The organism is Hydrogenophaga sp. NH-16 (assembly GCF_004006415.1).
GTDB classification, from domain to species: domain Bacteria; phylum Pseudomonadota; class Gammaproteobacteria; order Burkholderiales; family Burkholderiaceae_C; genus Hydrogenophaga; species Hydrogenophaga pseudoflava.
The window spans coordinates 4,810,001-4,827,500 of sequence record NZ_CP029344.1 but is presented as its reverse complement, the minus strand read 5'-3'; the positions used below and the strand labels follow the sequence as shown (position 1 = coordinate 4,827,500).

11 protein-coding genes, 1 tRNA gene, 18 pseudogenes and 3 other annotated features (2 of these 33 cut by a window edge) are annotated in these 17,500 nt (G+C 61.6%); of the genes and pseudogenes, 13 read left to right on the top strand and 17 right to left on the bottom strand.

Annotation, left to right across the window (positions count from 1 at the left end):
- Positions 1–258: pseudogene (locus DD542_RS24155) on the bottom strand (dihydroxy-acid dehydratase); its annotated part reaches 264 nt to the left of the window's first position; the annotation flags it as partial.
- A gap of 51 nt (positions 259–309) precedes the next feature.
- Between DD542_RS24155 and DD542_RS24150 the strand changes: the two are divergent.
- Positions 310–783: an NADH-quinone oxidoreductase subunit B gene (locus DD542_RS24150; RefSeq protein ID WP_241559838.1), complete on the top strand. Its 474-nt coding sequence runs from the start codon at positions 310–312 to the stop codon at positions 781–783.
- Between the two features lie 54 nt (positions 784–837).
- Positions 838–1,197, top strand: a pseudogene (locus DD542_RS24145) (hypothetical protein); the annotation flags it as partial.
- 196 nt (positions 1,198–1,393) lie between these two features.
- Here the strand turns inward: DD542_RS24145 and DD542_RS23430 are convergent.
- Positions 1,394–1,957 (bottom strand): annotated as a pseudogene (locus DD542_RS23430) (energy-dependent translational throttle protein EttA); the annotation flags it as partial.
- Between the two features lie 122 nt (positions 1,958–2,079).
- On the opposite strand from DD542_RS23430, the gene DD542_RS23425 reads away from it, so the two are divergent.
- Positions 2,080–2,586 carry a hypothetical protein gene (locus DD542_RS23425; protein ID WP_206610736.1) on the top strand — a complete coding sequence of 169 codons (507 nt, stop codon included), beginning with the start codon at positions 2,080–2,082 and terminating at the stop codon, positions 2,584–2,586.
- A gap of 50 nt (positions 2,587–2,636) precedes the next feature.
- Positions 2,637–2,902, bottom strand: a sequence feature (23S ribosomal RNA rRNA prediction is too short).
- Positions 2,903–2,961: 59 nt separating this feature from the next.
- A pseudogene (locus DD542_RS23420) lies at positions 2,962–3,531 on the top strand (2,3,4,5-tetrahydropyridine-2,6-dicarboxylate N-succinyltransferase); the annotation flags it as partial.
- A gap of 381 nt (positions 3,532–3,912) precedes the next feature.
- Here the strand turns inward: DD542_RS23420 and DD542_RS23415 are convergent.
- The 5 genes and pseudogenes from DD542_RS23415 to DD542_RS23390 all read right to left on the bottom strand — a co-directional run.
- The gene (locus DD542_RS23415; protein WP_164868464.1) at positions 3,913–4,164 is read right to left on the bottom strand and encodes a hypothetical protein; all 252 of its coding nucleotides are present in this window, start codon (positions 4,162–4,164) and stop codon (positions 3,913–3,915) included.
- Positions 4,165–4,637: 473 nt separating this feature from the next.
- Positions 4,638–4,724: pseudogene (locus DD542_RS23410) on the bottom strand (elongation factor Tu); the annotation flags it as partial.
- A gap of 291 nt (positions 4,725–5,015) precedes the next feature.
- A pseudogene (locus tag DD542_RS23400) lies at positions 5,016–5,348 on the bottom strand (flavodoxin-dependent (E)-4-hydroxy-3-methylbut-2-enyl-diphosphate synthase); the annotation flags it as partial.
- 2 nt (positions 5,349–5,350) lie between these two features.
- Positions 5,351–5,944: pseudogene (locus tag DD542_RS23395) on the bottom strand (acetyl-CoA C-acyltransferase); the annotation flags it as partial.
- A gap of 32 nt (positions 5,945–5,976) precedes the next feature.
- Positions 5,977–6,615: pseudogene (locus tag DD542_RS23390) on the bottom strand (thiamine pyrophosphate-binding protein); the annotation flags it as partial.
- 116 nt (positions 6,616–6,731) lie between these two features.
- Between DD542_RS23390 and DD542_RS24140 the strand changes: the two are divergent.
- The 3 genes and pseudogenes from DD542_RS24140 to DD542_RS23375 form a co-directional block, all read left to right on the top strand.
- Positions 6,732–7,157, top strand: a pseudogene (locus DD542_RS24140) (ABC transporter ATP-binding protein); the annotation flags it as partial.
- Positions 7,158–7,488: 331 nt separating this feature from the next.
- Positions 7,489–7,988, top strand: a sequence feature (23S ribosomal RNA rRNA prediction is too short).
- A 29-nt stretch (positions 7,989–8,017) separates the two neighbouring features.
- On the top strand, positions 8,018–8,638 hold the full coding sequence (locus DD542_RS24135; RefSeq protein ID WP_241559639.1) for a hypothetical protein: 621 nt from the start codon (positions 8,018–8,020) through the stop codon (positions 8,636–8,638).
- A 174-nt stretch (positions 8,639–8,812) separates the two neighbouring features.
- Positions 8,813–9,384: a sequence feature (16S ribosomal RNA rRNA prediction is too short), on the top strand.
- Positions 9,370–9,873 carry a helicase-related protein gene (locus tag DD542_RS23375; RefSeq protein WP_206610733.1) on the top strand — a complete coding sequence of 168 codons (504 nt, stop codon included), beginning with the start codon at positions 9,370–9,372 and terminating at the stop codon, positions 9,871–9,873. It overlaps the preceding feature by 15 nt.
- On the opposite strand, the gene DD542_RS23645 is transcribed toward DD542_RS23375, so the two are convergent.
- Together DD542_RS23645 and DD542_RS23370 are read right to left on the bottom strand one after the other, a co-directional pair.
- On the bottom strand, positions 9,851–10,003 hold the full coding sequence (locus tag DD542_RS23645) for a hypothetical protein (protein ID WP_164868463.1): 153 nt from the start codon (positions 10,001–10,003) through the stop codon (positions 9,851–9,853). The two genes, DD542_RS23375 and DD542_RS23645, sit on opposite strands and share 23 nt — an antisense overlap.
- A pseudogene (locus tag DD542_RS23370) lies at positions 10,003–10,752 on the bottom strand (EF-Tu/IF-2/RF-3 family GTPase); the annotation flags it as partial. The pseudogene DD542_RS23370 and the gene DD542_RS23645, both read right to left, overlap by 1 nt.
- Before the next feature lie 27 nt (positions 10,753–10,779).
- On the opposite strand from DD542_RS23370, the gene DD542_RS23365 reads away from it, so the two are divergent.
- Positions 10,780–11,058: a 2'-deoxycytidine 5'-triphosphate deaminase gene (locus DD542_RS23365; protein ID WP_206610732.1), complete on the top strand. Its 279-nt coding sequence runs from the start codon at positions 10,780–10,782 to the stop codon at positions 11,056–11,058.
- 66 nt (positions 11,059–11,124) lie between these two features.
- A tRNA-Gly gene (locus DD542_RS23360) sits at positions 11,125–11,198 on the top strand.
- Between the two features lie 53 nt (positions 11,199–11,251).
- Here the strand turns inward: DD542_RS23360 and DD542_RS23805 are convergent.
- The 3 pseudogenes from DD542_RS23805 to DD542_RS23345 all read right to left on the bottom strand — a co-directional run.
- Positions 11,252–11,503: pseudogene (locus DD542_RS23805) on the bottom strand (hypothetical protein); the annotation flags it as partial.
- Positions 11,503–11,967: pseudogene (locus tag DD542_RS23350) on the bottom strand (carbohydrate ABC transporter permease); the annotation flags it as partial. The pseudogenes DD542_RS23805 and DD542_RS23350, both read right to left, overlap by 1 nt.
- A 7-nt stretch (positions 11,968–11,974) precedes the next feature.
- A pseudogene (locus DD542_RS23345) lies at positions 11,975–12,295 on the bottom strand (sugar ABC transporter permease); the annotation flags it as partial.
- 6 nt (positions 12,296–12,301) lie between these two features.
- Between DD542_RS23345 and DD542_RS24130 the strand changes: the two are divergent.
- Positions 12,302–13,150, top strand: a pseudogene (locus DD542_RS24130) (sigma-70 family RNA polymerase sigma factor); the annotation flags it as partial.
- On the opposite strand, the pseudogene DD542_RS23335 reads toward DD542_RS24130, so the two are convergent.
- The 3 genes and pseudogenes from DD542_RS23335 to DD542_RS23325 form a co-directional block, all read right to left on the bottom strand.
- Positions 13,113–13,997, bottom strand: a pseudogene (locus DD542_RS23335) (hypothetical protein); the annotation flags it as partial. The pseudogenes DD542_RS24130 and DD542_RS23335 sit on opposite strands and share 38 nt — an antisense overlap.
- A gap of 5 nt (positions 13,998–14,002) precedes the next feature.
- Positions 14,003–14,302, bottom strand: a pseudogene (locus DD542_RS23330) (ATP-binding cassette domain-containing protein); the annotation flags it as partial.
- 13 nt (positions 14,303–14,315) lie between these two features.
- Positions 14,316–14,921 carry an ABC transporter permease subunit gene (locus tag DD542_RS23325; protein WP_241559638.1) on the bottom strand — a complete coding sequence of 202 codons (606 nt, stop codon included), beginning with the start codon at positions 14,919–14,921 and terminating at the stop codon, positions 14,316–14,318.
- Between DD542_RS23325 and rplB the strand changes: the two are divergent.
- The 3 genes and pseudogenes from rplB to rplV form a co-directional block, all read left to right on the top strand.
- Positions 14,868–15,098, top strand: a pseudogene (gene rplB, locus DD542_RS23320) (50S ribosomal protein L2); the annotation flags it as partial. The gene DD542_RS23325 and the pseudogene rplB overlap by 54 nt on opposite strands.
- Positions 15,099–15,114: 16 nt before the next feature.
- Positions 15,115–15,393: a 30S ribosomal protein S19 gene (rpsS, locus tag DD542_RS23315; protein WP_028735901.1), complete on the top strand. Its 279-nt coding sequence runs from the start codon at positions 15,115–15,117 to the stop codon at positions 15,391–15,393.
- 2 nt (positions 15,394–15,395) lie between these two features.
- Positions 15,396–15,752, top strand: coding sequence for a 50S ribosomal protein L22 (gene rplV / locus DD542_RS23310; protein WP_127807218.1), 357 nt, complete (start codon positions 15,396–15,398; stop codon positions 15,750–15,752).
- Here the strand turns inward: rplV and DD542_RS23305 are convergent.
- Together DD542_RS23305 and argH are read right to left on the bottom strand one after the other, a co-directional pair.
- Positions 15,748–16,638, bottom strand: a pseudogene (locus DD542_RS23305) (DNA-directed RNA polymerase subunit beta'); the annotation flags it as partial. The gene rplV and the pseudogene DD542_RS23305 overlap by 5 nt on opposite strands.
- Positions 16,639–16,705: 67 nt before the next feature.
- Positions 16,706–17,500, bottom strand: partial view of an argininosuccinate lyase gene (argH, locus tag DD542_RS23300; RefSeq protein ID WP_206610728.1) — the 3' portion only. It continues 66 nt past the right edge of the window; the window shows 795 of its 861 coding nt (coding positions 67–861); its start codon lies off the right edge, out of view; it ends in the stop codon at positions 16,706–16,708.

Genomic DNA, 17,500 nt, shown 5'->3' with positions numbered 1-17,500 from the left:
GATCAGCTCGCGCGACGGCAGCGAATAGAGCATGCCGTCATGGCCCATGGCGATGCCGTCGTCGACGGCGATCGTGTTGAATTCCTTGGCGACGCCGCCGGACGCCTCGATCTCGCGGGCGACCAGCTGGCCGAGGTCCTTCAAGTGCACGTGACCGGGGACGAACTGGGTGAACGAGTTGACCACGGCGATGATCGGCTTGCCGAAATCGCTGTCCTTCATGCCGGTGGCGCGCCAAAGGCCGCGCGCACCCGCCATGTTGCGGCCGTGGGTCGTGGTTCTCGAACGGACGATGCCTTCTTCGGCGAGATCAACAACGAGCTCGCCGACAAGGGCTTTCTCGTCACCTCGACCGACGAGCTGATCAACTGGGCCCGTACCGGCTCGCTGATGTGGATGACCTTCGGTCTCGCCTGCTGCGCGGTCGAGATGATGCAGCTCTCCATGCCGCGCTACGACGTCGAGCGCTTCGGTTTTGCCCCACGCGCCTCGCCGCGCCAGTCCGACGTGATGATCGTCGCAGGCACGCTGACCAACAAGATGGCGCCGGCGCTGCGCAAGGTCTACGACCAGATGCCGGAACCGCGCTACGTCATCTCGATGGGCTCCTGCGCCAACGGCGGCGGCTATTATCACTATTCCTATTCGGTCGTGCGCGGCTGCGACCGCGTCGTGCCGGTCGACATCTACGTGCCGGGCTGTCCGCCCACGGCAGAGGCGCTGCTCTACGGCGTGCTTCTGCTGCAGAAGAAGATCCGCCGCACCGGCACCATCGAACGGTAAGGCGAAGGGACGAGACAAATGAGTGAAGCCCTGAACGAGCTTGCATCCTACCTCCGTCTGATCGAGGAAGGCAAGAAGCCGGCTTACGGCGAACCGGTCCTTCTCGGCATCACCAAGGCTTCGCTGCAGACGCCGTCGTTCATCTCGGCCGCATCCTTCCAGGAGACCACCAAGGTTCTCACGGAAGCTGCGATCGCCGGCAAGACCGACACACTGCAGGGCCTCAAGGAGAACGTCATCGTCGGCCGCCTGATCCCGGCTGGTACCGGCGGCACCATGACGCAGATCCGCCGCATCGCTTCCTCGCGCGACGAACTGATCCTCGAGGAACGCCGCAAGGGCACGGGCGCCGATCTGGCCACCCCGATGCTGCAGGATTTGGCCTCGGCCGAAGAGGCTCCGGCCGCCGAATAAGGGCCGCCGACCTGCGGGCGATTATGTCGCACCGCAACTTTGACGAATGACAGGCGCCCGGGGCTTCCGGGCGCCTTTTTCGTTTGCACACTCCAAGCCCTGGCTCTATTCATTGATCTAGAACAAGGCTGCACATTATAATCATTCTAAAATGATCTTCGTTCACAACCGAACGGAGGCTATAATGAAAAGCTTATGTCGACTTGCCGGCGCCGTTCGGGCCGATGACGCCGACGATGCCACCCGGCGGCAGCTTGATCGACAGGTCCTTGATCAGCGTGCGGCCTTCGAAGCCCTTGGTGATGCCTTCCAGTTCGATGACCACGTTGCCGAGACGCTCGGAGACCGGGATGATGATCTGCGCGTCGCCGGGCCGGATGTTCTCGGCGGCATCCACCAGCTGTTCATAGGCCTTGATACGGGCCTTCGACTTGGCCTGACGGGCCTTCGGGCTGGAGGCGATCCATTCCTGCTCGCGCGACAGCGCCTTCTGCCGACCGGCTTCCTCGCGGCTTTCCTGCTGCATGCGCTTGGCCTTGGCGGCGAGGTAGGCGGAGTAGTTGCCTTCGTAGGGGATGCCGCGACCACGGTCGAGCTCGAGGATCCAGCCCGTGACGTTGTCGAGGAAGTAGCGGTCGTGGGTGATCATCATCACGGCGCCGGGGTAGTCGCGCAGGTGCTTTTCCAGCCAGGCGATCGTCTCGGCGTCCAGATGGTTGGTCGGTTCGTCGAGCAGCAGCAGGTCCGGCTGCGACAGGAGTGTTGACGCCGACTGAAAACTGACCCACTTACGGGAATCGTACCGATCCAAATTTGACCCAGGTGTTCAACCTACCCTGCCCGAGTTATCCACAGAGGAGCGGGGTGTTAGGAGTGATCACCATGGCCATGATTGGCAAGGTCTTGCGGATGCACCACCGCGAGAAGAAGTCGGTGCGAGAGATCGTCAAGGCGACGAGCCTGTCGCGCAACACGGTGCGCAAGTACCTGCGCAAAGGGGTGGCCGAGGCCCCCAAGTACCGCCGACCGGCGGTGGCGACCAAGCTGACCCCATACGTTGAGCAGGTCAAGCAAGCACTGCTGGACGACGCGAGGCGGCCGAAGAAGGAGCGCCGCACCGCCAAGGCGCTGTACGCGCAACTTGTGGCGGCGGGCTACGCAGGCGGCTACAGCCGACTGACCGACTACATCCGGCACTGGCGCGCCAGCCAGGGAGGTGCGGCACTGGGGAATGCCTATGTGCCGCTGAGCTTTGAGATGGGCGAAGCCTTCCAGTTCGACTGGAGCGAAGAGCCGCTGGTCATCGGCGGGCAGTACCACCACCAGTTGTCACCCCGGCTTACTGCAACACGTTTCACCAACGTATCGATTAATCTGATTCAGAGCTGAAAATTCTCTCAAATCGCCAAAACATCTTCGGCGTTGTAAGGTTAAGCCTCACGGTTCATTAGTACCGGTTAGCTCAACGCATCGCTGCGCTTACACACCCGGCCTATCAACGTCGTCGTCTTCAACGTTCCTTCAGGAGACTTATAGTCTCAGGGAGAACTCATCTCGGGGCAAGTTTCGTGCTTAGATGCTTTCAGCACTTATCTCTTCCGCATTTAGCTACCGGGCAGTGCCATTGGCATGACAACCCGAACACCAGTGATGCGTCCACTCCGGTCCTCTCGTACTAGGAGCAGCCCCCCTCAATTCTCCAGCGCCCACATCAGATAGAGACCGAACTGTCTCACGACGTTCTAAACCCAGCTCGGAATTCAGATGAACGCCACGGATCTCAGCGCCCTCGAACACGTCATCGATGCGGCTTTCGACAATCGCGACACGGTCACCACCGCGACCCGCGGCGAGATCCGCGACGCCATCGAAACCGCGCTTAACCTGCTCGACAGCGGCAAGGCGCGCGTCGCCACACGCGGCGAAGATGGCAACTGGACGGTTCACCAGTGGCTGAAAAAGGCCGTACTGCTGTCCTTCCGCCTGAACGGCATGGAAGTGGTCAGCGGCGGCCCGGGCGGCTCGACCTGGTGGGACAAGGTTCCCTCCAAGTTCGAGGGCTGGAGCACCAATGAATTCGAGCGCGCCGGCTTCCGCGCCGTGCCCAATGCCGTAGTGCGCCGCTCGGCCTATATCGCGCCGAACGCCATCCTGATGCCGTCCTTCGTCAATCTAGGCGCCTATGTCGGCGAAGGCACCATGGTCGACACCTGGGCGACCGTCGGCTCCTGCGCCCAGATCGGCGCCCATGTGCATTTGTCCGGCGGCGTCGGCATCGGCGGCGTGCTGGAGCCGATGCAGGCCGGCCCGACCATCATCGAGGACAACTGCTTCTCGCCGGCCTTCGGCTTGCCGCCCTCGAGGCCCATGCGGAACATCTTCATCGAGTCGCTCATGCCGACGGTATCGGCATGCATGCTGTCGCGGGTCGAGGCCGAGCCGGTATGGGTGAGCCCCGTGCCGGTCAGGAACATGTGGGCCGCATCGGGATGACGGACCGGGCAATCGAGCTTGCCGGCGGCCGCAAGGGCCGGCAGATCGACGAGCTCACCCTCGCCCCGGCTGGCGATGCAATCGGCCAGCGTGGTGCCGGCGGCAATCGCCGCCTTGGCCAGTTCATAGGTGGAGGCGAAACCCGGCACGAGGCGCGCAGATTCCCCCTGGCGGCAAATGACGCCACCATCCTTCAATTGCGACAGGTACATGTCTCTTACCTCAGACTGCTTTGTTCTTGTTGTAGACGTCGAAGAAGACGGCGGCGAGCAGCACCAGACCCTTGATCAGTTGCTGATAGTCGATGCCGATGCCCATGATCGACATGCCGTTGTTCATCACGCCCATGATGAAGGCGCCGATGACCGCACCGATAATGCGGCCGACCCCACCCGAGGCCGAGGCGCCGCCGATGAAGCAGGCGGCGATGACCGAACCTACGACCTGCGGTTTTGGAGACCGCCGCTCTACCAACTGAGCTATACCCCTAAGCCGTCTCTCGACAAGCCTTGGTCAATGACCGTCACTTGCGAGCTTGGCGCTGTTTAAGGTGGTCCGAGGAAAATGGCAAGCGTCTTTTTCAAGCTTTTTCAAAGAGCCCACAGAGGGCGATAGCAAGGCCCCGAATGCCAAGGCAGCCAGCGATTCCACGCCGGTCAACGGCTCATGGAGGCTCGGAGAGGAGCTCGACGCCGTCCGCCACAGGCCCGCCGCAACAGACACCCCTTCCCCGCAGCACCGGACCTCCGTGCTGAGCCGCGAAGGCGAAAAGGGCCCCACCATCGCTGGCGGGGCCCCTTCATTCCCTTGCGGGAAACCACTTACTCGTTCGACCGATCGATTACTCGATGATCGAGGCTACGATGCCGGCGCCGTGTGCAAATCGCGCTTGCGCGCCATTTGCGCCACTTTGTTTCGTCGGCAGCTTTCGGCCTCGCGCTCGATTATTATTCAATAATCGAGGCGACGATGCCGGCGCCGACGGTGCGGCCGCCTTCGCGGATGGCGAAGCGCAGCTTTTCTTCCATGGCGATAGTGCGCCGATGCCCGCGCCGATCAGCGCGCCATTGCGGCTGTCGCGTCCGCCGCCGCCGATCACGGCGCCGCCGACTGCGCCCAGGGCGGCGCCCAAGACGGCACCGCCGGCCAGGTTGGACGTCTTCTGCTCGCCGGTATAGGGATCGGTCGTGGTGCAGGCGGTCAGATAAGTCGCGGCAAGCGCGAGGATCGACAGTTTCTTGATCATCGTCGGGCAAACTCCAGGAAAAATCTGATTCTCGTCAACAAGCCAAATGCGGCAATATGAAGTTGGCGACCGTTCGAACTTACTCGGCTGCGCTTTTTTGACCGAAGCGTTTCTCGATATAATCGATCACCAGGGCTTCGAAATCCGCCGCGATGTTCGGCCCGCGCAAGGTCATGGCCTTCTTTCCGTCGATGAAGACGGGAGCGGCTGGCATCTCGCCGGTGCCCGGCAGCGAAATGCCGATGTCGGCATGCTTGCTTTCGCCCGGTCCGTTGACGATGCAGCCCATCACCGCGACGTTGAGCGCCTCGACGCCGGGATATTTCTCCCGCCAGACCGGCATGTTCTTGCGCAGGTCCTGCTCGATCTTCTGGGCCAGTTCCTGGAACACGGTAGAGGTCGTCCGGCCGCACTGACGTTGAAATGCTGCATGAAGCGCAGGACGACGGCGGCAAAGGCCTCGTTCAGTTCGAACAGGTCGATGTCGGAAATCTTCATGCCGGTGCGGGCGAGAAGCTTCTCGGTGACGTCGACCGGGCCGGTGAGCATCAGGGCCGGATCCGAGCCAATATTGGTGAAGGAACGGATGCGGGCGCGCGGCTTCAGGCCCATCGACTGGCCGCCGGCCTTGGAGCCGACGAGAACGGCAGCCGCGCCGTCGACGATGCCCGACGAATTGCCGGCATGGTGGACATAAGTTACCTTCTCGATTTCCGGATGGGCCTGGATGGCGACGGCTTCGAAGCCGCCCATCTCGCCCGGCATCTGGAAGGAGGGATTGAGGCCGGCCAGCGATTGCATGTCGGTGGTCGGGCGCATGTGCTCGTCGCGGTCGAGGATGACAAGGCCGTTCTGGTCCTTCACCGGAATGACCGACCGGGCGAAATGGCCCTTTTCCCAGGAAGCGGCGGTGCGCTTCTGGCTCTCGACGGCATAGGCGTCGACGTCGTCACGGCTGAAGCCGTATTTGGTGGCGATCAGGTCGGCGGAGACGCCCTGCGGCATGAAATAGCCGGGGAAGTTGACCGAGGGGTCCATGTATCGCAGTCATGCATCGCCATGTTGGCCTCGTAGGAACCGTGCATGCCGAGCATGCCGAGCCAGTTCTTGCCCGAGGCCGGATAGGAGCCGAGGCCCATCAGGGTCGAGGTGATCGGGAAGTCGGTGAGTTCGACCAGTTCGCGCAGCAGCTTGGAGGCTTCCGGCCCGGAATTGACGACCCCGCCGCCCGAATAGATGATCGGCCGGCGCGCATTGGCCATCAACTCGACGGCGGCGCGGATGGCGTTGATGTCGCCCTGCACCTGCGGCTGGTAGCTCTTCTGGATGATGTCGTTGGACGGCGGTGTATAGGTGCCGGTGGCGAACTGCACGTCCTTGGGCACATCGACCAGGACCGGGCCCGGACGGCCGGACTGGGCGATGCGGAAGGCCTCGTGGATGACGCGGGCGAGATCGTTGACGTCCTTGACCAGCCAGTTGTGCTTGGTGCACGGCCGGGTGATGCCGACGGTGTCGCATTCCTGGAAGGCGTCGGAGCCGATCAGCGTGGTCGGGACCTGGCCGGAGATGCAGACGAGCGGAACGCTGTCCATCAGCGCGTCCTGCAGCGGCGTCACCGCATTGGTGGCGCCCGGCCCTGACGTCACCAGCATGACGCCGACCTTGCCGGTGGAACGCCCCTCCGTACCCACCCCCTCACTTGCGATTTCTAGCACTTAGCCAAGGCTAAGATGCTGAAATCGCTTTCTCTCCCACAAGGGGAGAGAAGTCCAAAACATCGACCGGAGTACCCATGACCGCAGCCGTTTCCTTCTCGCAGGTGTCGCGCCATTTCGGCGCCGTCAAAGCCGTCGATGCCGTCGATCTTGCGATCGCGCCGGGCGAATTCTTCGCCATGCTCGGGCCGTCGGGTTCCGGCAAGACGACCTGCCTGCGCCTGATCGCCGGCTTCGAGCAGCCGACCTCCGGCCATATCGAGATCTTCGGCGAAACGGCCGAGGGGGTTCCGCCCTATCGGCGTCACGTCAACACGGTGTTCCAGGACTACGCGCTGTTCCCGCATCTCGACATCCTCAACAACGTCGCCTACGGGCTGATGGTCAAGGGTGTCGAGAAAGCCGAGCGGCTGAAGCTCGCCGGCCAGGCGCTGGAACTGGTCAAGCTGCCGGGTTATGGCGAGCGCAAGCCGGGGCAATTGTCGGGCGGCCAGCGCCAGCGCGTGGCGCTTGCCCGTGCTCTCGTCAACAAGCCCAAGGTCCTGCTGCTCGACGAGCCGCTCGGCGCGCTTGATCTGAAACTGCGCGAGCAGATGCAGGAGGAGCTGAAGACTGCGCCCCGGTCGTATGCGGAACGGCTTTTGCTGGTCCGCCGCTCGGCTCGGGGTGTGGACTGTTGTCGGCCGCGCCGGCGGCCTAAGCCCGGGGACCTTAGGTGCCCCCGGCAGCCGTCGTCGGCACGGCCGGTTACCGCGCGCCGCAAGGCGCATCCCTCGGGATGCTGCGCTGCAACGGCCTGCGGGCTCCCCATCCGACCCGTCTTGAAACACGGACCAAGGAGTCTGACATGCGTGCGAGTCGACGGGTTTTAAACCTGGGATGCGCAAGGAAGCTAACGAGCGGGAGGCCCTCACGGGCCGCACCGCTGGCCGACCCTGATCTTCTGTGAAGGGTTCGAGTTGGAGCACGCCTGTCGGGACCCGAAAGATGGTGAACTATGCCTGAGCGGGGCGAAGCCAGAGGAAACTCTGGTGGAGGCTCGAAGCGATACTGACGTGCAAATCGTTCGTCTGACTTGGGTATAGGGGCGAAAGACTAATCGAACCATCTAGTAGCTGGTTCCCTCCGAAGTTTCCCTCAGGATAGCTGGAGCCCATTACGAGTTCTATCAGGTAAAGCCAATGATTAGAGGCATCGGGGGCACAACGCCCTCGACCTATTCTCAAACTTTAAATAGGTAGGACGGCACGGCTGCTCCGGTGAGCCGTGCCATGGAATCGGGAGCTATGATGTCGGTGACGCGGCCGGGGCGGGGGCTCATGACGACGATCTTGGTCGAGAGATAGACCGCTTCCGGGATCGAATGGGTGACGAAGCAGATGGTCTTGTCGGTGCGGGCCCAGAGCTTCAGCAGTTCGGAATTCAAATGGTCGCGGACGATTTCGTCGAGCGCGCCGAAGGGCTCGTCCATCAGCAGAAGGTCGGCGTCGAAGGCGAGCGCCCGGGCGATCGAGGCGCGCTGCTGCATGCCGCCCGACAGCTGCCAGGGGAATTTCTTGCCGAAGCCGGTGAGGTTGACGAGGTCGAGCGTCTGCTCGATCCGCTTCTTCTGCTCCTCCCTGGAGAAGCCCATGATTTCGAGCGGCAGGGCGATGTTCTTCTCGATGGTGCGCCAGGGATAGAGCGCCGCCGCCTGGAAAACATAGCCGTAGGAGCGGTCCTTGCGGGCGTTTTCCGGCGTCATGCCGTTGACGGTTATGGTGCCCGATGTGTGTTTTTCCAGATCGGCAATGACACGCAGGAAGGTGGTCTTGCCGCAGCCGGAGGGGCCGATGAAGGAGACGAAGTCACCCTTCTTCACCTCGAGATCGACATTGGAAAGCGCATGGACCGGCCCGTCTCCCGTCTGGAAGGTGAGACAAAGGTCCTTGGCGGACACGACAGAAAAGGGAGCGGTCATCGAAAAAAATATAAAAAACTGTAGGATTTTTCCAAAAGTTGAACTAAAAAAAAAAAAAAAAAAATATTTTGAAATAATTTTTTTTAGTGTATACTTATAGTTGCTCGTTAAAACCGAAGCAAGAGAAACGAAACTTAGATCTTTCAAAACTAGATACGAATCTAAAATTAAAACAAAACCAATTTATTAAACACGCAATTTTTTGAGAGTTTGATCCTAGCTCAGGATGAACGCTCGCTGTGTGCCTAATACATGCATGTTGAACGGGATGTAGCAATACATTCAGTAGCGAATGGGTGAGTAACACGTACCTAACCTACCTTTAAGACTGGGATAACTATTGGAAACAATAGCTAATACCGGATATAGTTATTTATCGCATGATGAGTAATAGAAAGGAGCTTCACAGCTTCACTTAAAAATGGGGGTGCGGAACATTAGTTAGTTGGTAGGGTAATGGCCTACCAAGACGATGATGTTTAGCCGGGCCGAGAGGCTGTACGGCCACACTGGGACTGAGATACGGCCCAGACTCCTACGGGAGGCAGCAGTAAGGAATTTTCCACAATGAGCGAAAGCTTGATGGAGCGACACAGCGTGCAGGATGAAGTTCTTCGGAATGTAAACTGCTGTTATAAGGGAAGAAAAAATAGAATAGGAAATGATTTTATCTTGACGGTAGCCTCGAAAAGGCGATCGGCGCGCCGATCGGCCTCGTGCACGGCCGGATGAGCGGGCCGGAAAAGGATGCCGCCATGCTCGCCTTCAAGAGCGGTGAGACGCGCTTGCTGGTGGCGACCACCGTGGTCGAGGTCGGCGTCGACGTGCCGGACGCAACGATCATGGTGATCGAGCACGCCGAGCGCTTCGGCCTCGCCCAGCTGCACCAGCTGCGCGGCCGGGTCGGGCGCGGCGACGAGGCGTCCAGTTGCATCCTGCTCTACAAGGGACCGCTCGGCGAGACCGCCAAGGCGCGCCTGTCGATCCTGCGCGACAGCGAGGACGGTTTCCTGATCGCCGAGGAAGACCTGAAGCTGCGCGGCGAAGGTGAACTGCTCGGCACGCGTCAGTCCGGCACGCCGGGTTTCCGCATCGCCAGTCTCGAGGCCCATGCCGATCTCCTGGAAATCGCCCGCAAGGACGCATCCTACCTGCTGGACCGCGATCCGGACCTCATGACCCCGCGCGGTGAGGCCGTGCGTACGCTCCTCTATCTGCATCGCCGCGACGAGGCGATCAGGTTCCTGCGGGCGGGGTGATGATGGTTGCCGCCTCTTCGGTGGCGGCCGCCTTGTATTCCGGGGAGACGAGGCCGGCGGATATGAGAAGCTTCACGCCCTCTTCCGGCGACATGTCGAGCAGCTTCAACTTGCTGCGCGGCACGAACATCAGGAAACCGGCGGTGCAATGATCTTGGCCACGACGCCGGCGCCGACGGTACGACCGCCTTCACGGATGGCAAAGCGCAGACCTTCTTCCATGGCGATCGGGGCGATCAGCTTGACGGTGATCGACACGTTGTCACCAGGCATCACCATTTCCTTGCCCTCAGGCAGCTCGATGGCACCGGTCACGTCCGTCGTGCGGAAGTAGAACTGTGGGCGGTAGTTGTTGAAGAACGGCGTGTGACGGCCACCTTCGTCCTTGGACAGCACATACACCTCGCCGGTGAAGTGCGTGTGCGGCTTGATGGAGCCGGGCTTGCACAGCACCTGGCCGCGCTGCACTTCTTCGCGCTTGGTGCCGCGCAGCAGGATACCGACGTTGTCGCCAGCCTGACCCTGGTCCAGCAGTTTGCGGAACATTTCCACGCCGGTGCAGGTGGTCTTCTGGGTGGCGGCGATACCGACGATTTCGATTTCTTCGCCGACCTTGATGATGCCGCGCTCGATACGACCGGTCACCACGGTGCCGCGACCGGAGATGGAGAACACGTCTTCCACAGGCATCAGGAAGGCACCATCCACAGCACGCTCAGGCGTGGGGATGTAGCTGTCCAGCGCGTCGGCCAGGCGCATGATGGCCTGCTCGCCCAGATCGCCCTTGTCGCCTTCCAGCGCCAGTTTGGCCGAACCCTTGACGATGGGGGTGTCGTCGCCGGGGAAGTCGTACTTGGAGAGCAGCTCGCGCACTTCCATCATGTGCCGCCGCTCTATGCGGCAGAAATGACGCCCTACGATCCATTGGTCGGCGAGTTCCGCGTGCATTATGCCGGCTTCTTCGATCCCGGTTTCGGCCATGCCGCCGCCGGCGGTTCGGGAAGCCGCGCCGTGCTCGAAGTGCGCAGTCACGAAGTTCCCTTCATCCTCGAGCATGGCCAGGTGATCGGCCGTCTGGTCTACGAGCACATGCAGGAACGCCCTGAAGGCCTCTACGGCTCCGGCCTCGGCTCCAACTATCAGGCGCAAGGGTTGAAGCTGTCCAAGCATTTCCGTCTCGGCTGAACCGCGGTTGATCGACGGCTTTCGCTCTTGACAGGCCGCCGCATCTGTTGGAACTGTGCGGGCCGCGCGGGTGTAGCTCAATGGCAGAGCAGCAGCTTCCCAAGCTGAATACGAGGGTTCGATTCCCTTCACCCGCTCCAGCTACCCTTCCAGTGACCTGGGTCCGTTGTGCCGCCGCGAGCAAACCACGGTTTTACCGTGCGTTTTCCGGCGCCTGTTCGTCGTTTGCGCTTTTGGCCGCCCCGTTCGCGTTGCGTCGGCGCCTGGCTTCCAAAAACGCAAGTCCCACAAGCGTCATGAGGGTGAAGCCGGCGCCTGCGAGGAATGTGCCTCTCGGGCCGGTCGCATCCCACAGCAGGCCGGCGATGACGCTTGCGGCCAGAAGCACCACGCCGGTGATCAGGTTGAACACGCCAAACGCCGTGCCGCGCAGTTCGGCCGGCGCATCCAGACCGCCAGCGGCACGTTGAACAGGCAGTGCGCGAGCGCCACGGCGATATGCGTGTCGATCAGGCCGAAGGCCGAATAGAGCTGGAAGAACGGCAGAGCGAAGACCGCGGGCGGCGCCATGCGGTTGGTGAGCAGCCAGAAGAACAGATGCTTGTCGCCGAGAAAGCGGTAGCGCGAGAAGGCATAGGCCGCGGGCAAGGCCGCTGCGACCGAGATCACCGTGTTCATCACCACGTAGATGATCGAGTTGATATAGCCGTTGTACCAGGACGGGTCGGTGAAGATCACCATGTAGTTCCGGACCGTCGGGTTCTGCGGAAAGAGCGAGAAGGCCCCGAGAATCTCGTTGTTTTCCTTGAAGCTCATGTTGACCAGCCAATAGATCGGCAGGAGCAGGAAGATGATGTAGATCGTCGGGATCAGGAAGGAGAAGCGGCTCTTGTCGTGGTTCATCTTCATATCCCCTTCACTTGGCCTGGGCGTCGTGGCTGGTCATGACCGTGTAGAAGACCCACGACATGAGCAGGATGATCAGGAAGTAGATGATCGACATGGCAGCCGCCGGGCCAAGGTCGAACTGGCCGACCGCCATCTTGACGAGGTCGATCGACAGGAAGGTCGTCGAGTTGCCGGGACCGCCGCCGGTGACGACGAAGGGCTCGGTATAGATCATGAAGCTGTCCATGAAGCGCAGCAGCACGGCGATCAGAAGCACGCGCTTCATCTTCGGCAGCTGGATGTAGCGGAACACCGAGAAGCGCGAGGCGCCGTCGATCTTGGCGGCCTGACGGCGGTGAAGTCGCTGTCGCTCAACCAGAACCGCATCGACAGCCTCGTCGAGCAGCTCTACGACATCAACAAGCGTCTCGTGCAGAACGAAGGCCGTTTGTTGCGTCTGGCCGAATCCTATGGCGTCAAGCGCGATAGTTTCCTCGAGCAGTACCAGGGCGCTGAACTCGACCCGAACTGGATGAAGTCGATCGGCAACCTCTCTGCCCGCGGCTGGAAGGATTTTGCCCGCGAGGAAAACCAGACGATCCGCGACATCCGCGGCGAGATCCAGAACCTTGCGACCGAGACCGGTATTTCGGTGACGGAATTCCGCCGCATCGTGCACATGGTGCAGAAGGGCGAACGGGAAGCCCGCATCGCCAAGAAGGAAATGGTCGAGGCCAATCTGCGTCTCGTCATCTCGATCGCCAAGAAGTACACGAACCGCGGCCTGCAGTTCCTCGACCTCATTCAGGAAGGCAATATCGGCCTGATGAAGGCGGTCGACAAGTTCGAGTATCGCCGCGGTTACAAGTTCTCGACCTATGCGACCTGGTGGATCAGGCAGGCGATCACCCGTTCGATCGCCGACCAGGCCCGCACGATCCGCATTCCGGTGCACATGATCGAGACGATCAACAAGATCGTCCGCACCTCGCGCCAGATGCTGCATGAGATCGGCCGCGAGCCGACGCCGGAAGAACTGGCCGAAAAGCTCGCCATGCCGCTGGAAAAGGTCCGTAAGGTCCTGAAGATCGCCAAGGAGCCGATCTCGCTCGAAACCCCTGTGGGTGACGAAGAGGATTCGCATCTCGGCGACTTCATCGAGGACAAGAACGCGCTTCTGCCGATCGACGCGGCCATTTGCGGGAAATGCCGCCGCCACGCGCCGTGTTCGGCATCAGCACCGAATAGCGGCCGGCGAGCGACAGGTAGGTGGTGAGAGCTGCGCCCTTGTTGCCGCGTTCTTCCTTGGCGACCTGCACCAGCAGGATCTGGCGCCGCTTGATCACTTCCTGGATGCGGTACTGCTTGCGCGGCTTGCGCACGATGCGGTCCGGAACCTCTTCCATGGCGTCTTCGGCGCCCACGGATTCGATTTCTTCCTTCTCCTCGATGTGGTCGTCGTCGTCGTCGAAATCGTCGTCGCGGCCGCGGCGTCCGCCGGCATCTTCGGAGATTTCGTCGTCGGTCTCGAACAGGGCGGCCATGTCGCCCTTGCCGTCGTCCTCAATGGCCTCGACGGCCTCGGATACCTGTTCCTCGGTCTCGGTGGTCTTCTTGGCGCGCGGCTTGCGGGTGCGCTTCGGCTTGGCCTTGGGCGCCTCCTCGGCGGGGGCTGCCTCGTCGGCCACAACTTCGGCCGGCGCTTCGGCCGAAACTTCAGCTTCCGCTTCCGGTTCAGCGGTTTCAACCGGCACGATGCCGACGTCGGGCTGTTCCTGTGAGGCCAGATCCGAGGCGGGCGACTCGTCGCCATCCGATTCGTCTTCGCGCCGGTGTTCTTCGGCTTCGGCGTTCAACAGCGCCTGCCGGTCGGCATAGGGGATCTGGTAGTAATCGGGGTGGATTTCGGCGAAGGCCAGGAAGCCGTGGCGATTGCCGCCATAGTCGACGAAGGCCGCCTGTAGCGAAGGTTCGACGCGCGTCACCTTCGCCAGATAGATATTGCCCCGTATCTGCTTCTTGTGCTGGGACTCGAAATCGAATTCTTCGATGCGGTTCCATAGGCGAGGTTGTCGTAGACGCTCATATGCGGATAGAGCGCATAGTTCTGGAACACCATGGCGATGTCGCGCTCGGCCGGCTCGACATTGTTGACGACGCGCCCGCCAATGCTGACCGTGCCTTGCGATATGGCCTCCAGCCCCGCCACCATGCGCAGCAAGGTCGACTTGCCGCAGCCCGAAGGGCCAACCAGCACGATGAATTCGCCGTCCTCGATGGCGATGTCGATGGCTTTGACCGCGTGCACGCCGCCGTCGTAGATCTTCGAGACCTGGTCGATCAGAATGGACGCCATGGGTTTACCTTTCTCACTTGTCGCTTTCGGTCAGGCCCTTGATGAACCAGCTCTGGAAAATCACCACGACGACGACGGGCGGCAGCATGGCGAGCACCGCCATGGCGAAAGCCTCATTGTAGTCGGGGATCTGCGAGCCGACCCAGACCTGCAGGATCTGCTTGATGCCGCGCATCAGCGTGTAGAAGCTCTCGTCCGTGGTCATCAGCATGGGCCAGAGATACTGGTTCCAGCCATAGACGAACATGATGATGAAGACCGCCGCGATCATGGTGCGCGACAGCGGCACGAGCACGTCGATGAAGAACTTCACCGGGCCTGCGCCGTCGATGCGGGCGGCCTCCAGCAGTTCGTCCGGCACAGACTTGAAGAACTGCCGGAAGAAGAAGGTGCCGGTGGCGGACGCCAGCAGCGGCAGGATCAGGCCGACATGGCTGTTCAGCAGGCCGAGCTCGCTCATCACCTTGTAGGACGGCATGATGCGCACCTCGAGCGGCAGGAGCAGCGTGGTGAAGATCAGCCAGAAGGCGAGCGTGGCGAAGCGGAAGCGGAAATAGACGATGGCAACATCAACGACGGTAAGGCCGGTCGTACCCGCTGGCGTGGCAAGACCCCGCACAACCGCGGTGTCGTCATGAACCCGGTCGACCACCCGCACGGTGGTGGTGAAGGCCGCACCTCCGGTGGCCGCCACCCGGTTTCGCCGTGGGGCAAGCCGACCAAGGGCAAGCGGACTCGCTCGAACAAGTCGACCGACAAGTTCATCATGCGCTCCCGCCACCTGAAGAAGAAGTAAGAGAGGTTAGTCAGAAATGGCTCGTTCAGTATGGAAAGGCCCGTTTGTTGACGGCTATCTTCTCAAGAAGGCTGAGAAGGTTCGTGAGGGCGGTCGTAGCGAAGTGATCAAGATCTGGAGCCGTCGCTCCACGATCCTGCCGCAGTTCGTCGGTCTCACCTTCGGCGTCTACAACGGCAGCAAGCATGTTCCGGTCAGCGTCAACGAAGACATGGTCGGACACAAGTTCGGTGAATTCTCTCCGACCCGGACCTATTACGGTCACGGTGCGGACAAGAAGGCGAAGAGGAAGTAACAATGGGCAAGGCAAAAGCCGAACGTCGGCTGAAGGACAACGAGGCGCAAGCTGTTGCGCGCACGATCCGCGTTAGCCCGCAGAAGCTCAACCTGGTTGCCGCGCTCATCCGCGGCAAGAAGGTCGAGCGCGCGCTCGCCGACTTGGAATTCTCCCGCAAGCGCATCGCCGGCACGGTTCGCAAGACCCTGGAATCGGCGATCGCAAACGCCGAGAACAACCATGATCTCGACGTCGACCAGCTGATCGTGGCGGAAGCCTATGTCGGCAAGTCGATCACCATGAAGCGTTTCCACGCTCGTGGCCGTGGCCGCGCATCGCGCATCGAAAAGCCGTTCTCGCACCTCACCATCGTTTGAACAGCTCGAGCGCCATCTTCTTCGGCAGGCCGCACTGGTGCAGCTTCAGTTCCGGGCCGGTCACGATGACCGAGCGGCCGGAATAGTCGACGCGCTTGCCGAGCAGGTTCTGACGGAAGCGACCCTGCTTGCCCTTGAGCATGTCGGACAGCGACTTCAGCGGACGCTTGTTGGCGCCGGTGATGACGCGGCCGCGGCGGCCGTTGTCGAACAGCGCGTCCACAGATTCCTGCAGCATGCGCTTTTCGTTGCGGATGATGATGCCCGGCGCACGAAGCTCGATCAGGCGCTTCAGACGGTTGTTACGGTTGATGACGCGACGATAGAGATCGTTCAGGTCGGAGGTCGCGAAGCGGCCGCCGTCGAGCGGCACCAGCGGGCGCAGGTCCGGCGGGATGACCGGGACGACCTTCATGATCATCCATTCCGGACGGTTGCCGGATTCCATGAAGTTCTCGACGATCTTCAGGCGCTTCATCAGCTTCTTCTGCTTGAGATCCGATGTGGTCTCAGCCAGTTCGGCACGCAGATCGCCAGCGATCTTCTCGAGGTTCATCGAGGCGAGCATCTCGTAGATCGCCTCGGCGCCGATCATCGCGGTGAACTGGTCTTCGCCATATTCATCCACGGCCAGCATATATTCTTCTTCCGAGAGGAGCTGGTGCTCCTTGAGGGCGGTGAGGCCCGGCTCGGTGACGATGTAGTTCTCAAAGTAGAGAACGCGCTCGACATCCTTCAGCGTCATGTCGAGCAGCGTCGAGATGCGCGAGGGAAGCGACTTCAGGAACCAGATATGGGCAACGGGCGCTGCGAGCTCGATATGGCCCATGCGCTCGCGGCGAACGCGCGACAGCGTGACTTCGACGCCGCACTTTTCGCAGATGATAGCCTCTAGCGAAAATCGGGGCGCTTGTGCACCCTCATTCTGGTGATGGTCCCGCAAACGACCGTGATCAATTGCGCTCGCGCCACCAGGCGATCTGCTTCCTGACCTCCGACGGCGCGGTGCCGCCAAAGCTCTTGCGGCTGGCAACCGATGCCTCGACGGTCAGTACGTCGAAAATGCCGGCGGTGATCGCCGGATTGATCGACTGCAGGTCTTCCAGCGAAAGCTCCGCCAGGTCGCAAGCCCTGGCTTCCGCCATGGCGACGGCCTTGCCGGTCGCATGGTGGGCATCGCGGAAGGGCAGGCCGGCTTCCCGGACCAGCCAGTCGGCGAGGTCGGTCGCGGTCGAATAGCCGGAGCCGGCTGCCGCCTTCATGCGGTCGGTGCGGATCGTCATGTCGCGCACCATGCCGGTCATGGCGGCGATCGCCAGTTCCAGGCTCTCGGCCGAATCGAAGACCTGTTCCTTGTCTTCCTGCATGTCCTTGGAATAGGCGAGCGGCAGGCCCTTCATCACGGTCAGCAGCGCCACCAGCGAGCCGTTGATGCGGCCGGTCTTCGCGCGCACCAGTTCGGCGGCGTCCGGGTTCTTCTTCTGCGGCATGATCGACGAGCCGGTCGAAAACGCGTCCGAGAGGCGGATGAAGCCGAATTGCGGCGTCGACCAGATGACGATCTCCTCGGCGAGCCGCGACAGATGCGTGGCGCAGATCGAGGCGATCGACAGGAATTCCAGTGCGAAATCGCGATCCGACACGGTGTCGATCGAATTGCGCGTCGGTTCGCGGAAGCCAAGCGCCGAGGCCGTCATGTGGCGGTCGATGGCAAAGCCGGTGCCGGCGAGCGCCGCCGCCCCGATCGG

Bases quoted from the DNA above. Each gene is read 5' to 3' on its own strand.
- DD542_RS23425 (WP_206610736.1), top strand. From the start codon at position 2,080: ATGGCCATGATTGGCAAGGTCTTGCGGATGCACCACCGCGAGAAGAAG.
- DD542_RS24135 (WP_241559639.1), top strand. From the start codon at position 8,018: ATGGGTGACGAAGCAGATGGTCTTGTCGGTGCGGGCCCAGAGCTTCAG.
- DD542_RS23375 (WP_206610733.1), top strand. From the start codon at position 9,370: ATGCTCGCCTTCAAGAGCGGTGAGACGCGCTTGCTGGTGGCGACCACC.
- DD542_RS23645 (WP_164868463.1), bottom strand. From the start codon at position 10,003: ATGTTCGTGCCGCGCAGCAAGTTGAAGCTGCTCGACATGTCGCCGGAA.
- DD542_RS23365 (WP_206610732.1), top strand. From the start codon at position 10,780: ATGACGCCCTACGATCCATTGGTCGGCGAGTTCCGCGTGCATTATGCC.
- rpsS (WP_028735901.1), top strand. From the start codon at position 15,115: ATGGCTCGTTCAGTATGGAAAGGCCCGTTTGTTGACGGCTATCTTCTC.
- rplV (WP_127807218.1), top strand. From the start codon at position 15,396: ATGGGCAAGGCAAAAGCCGAACGTCGGCTGAAGGACAACGAGGCGCAA.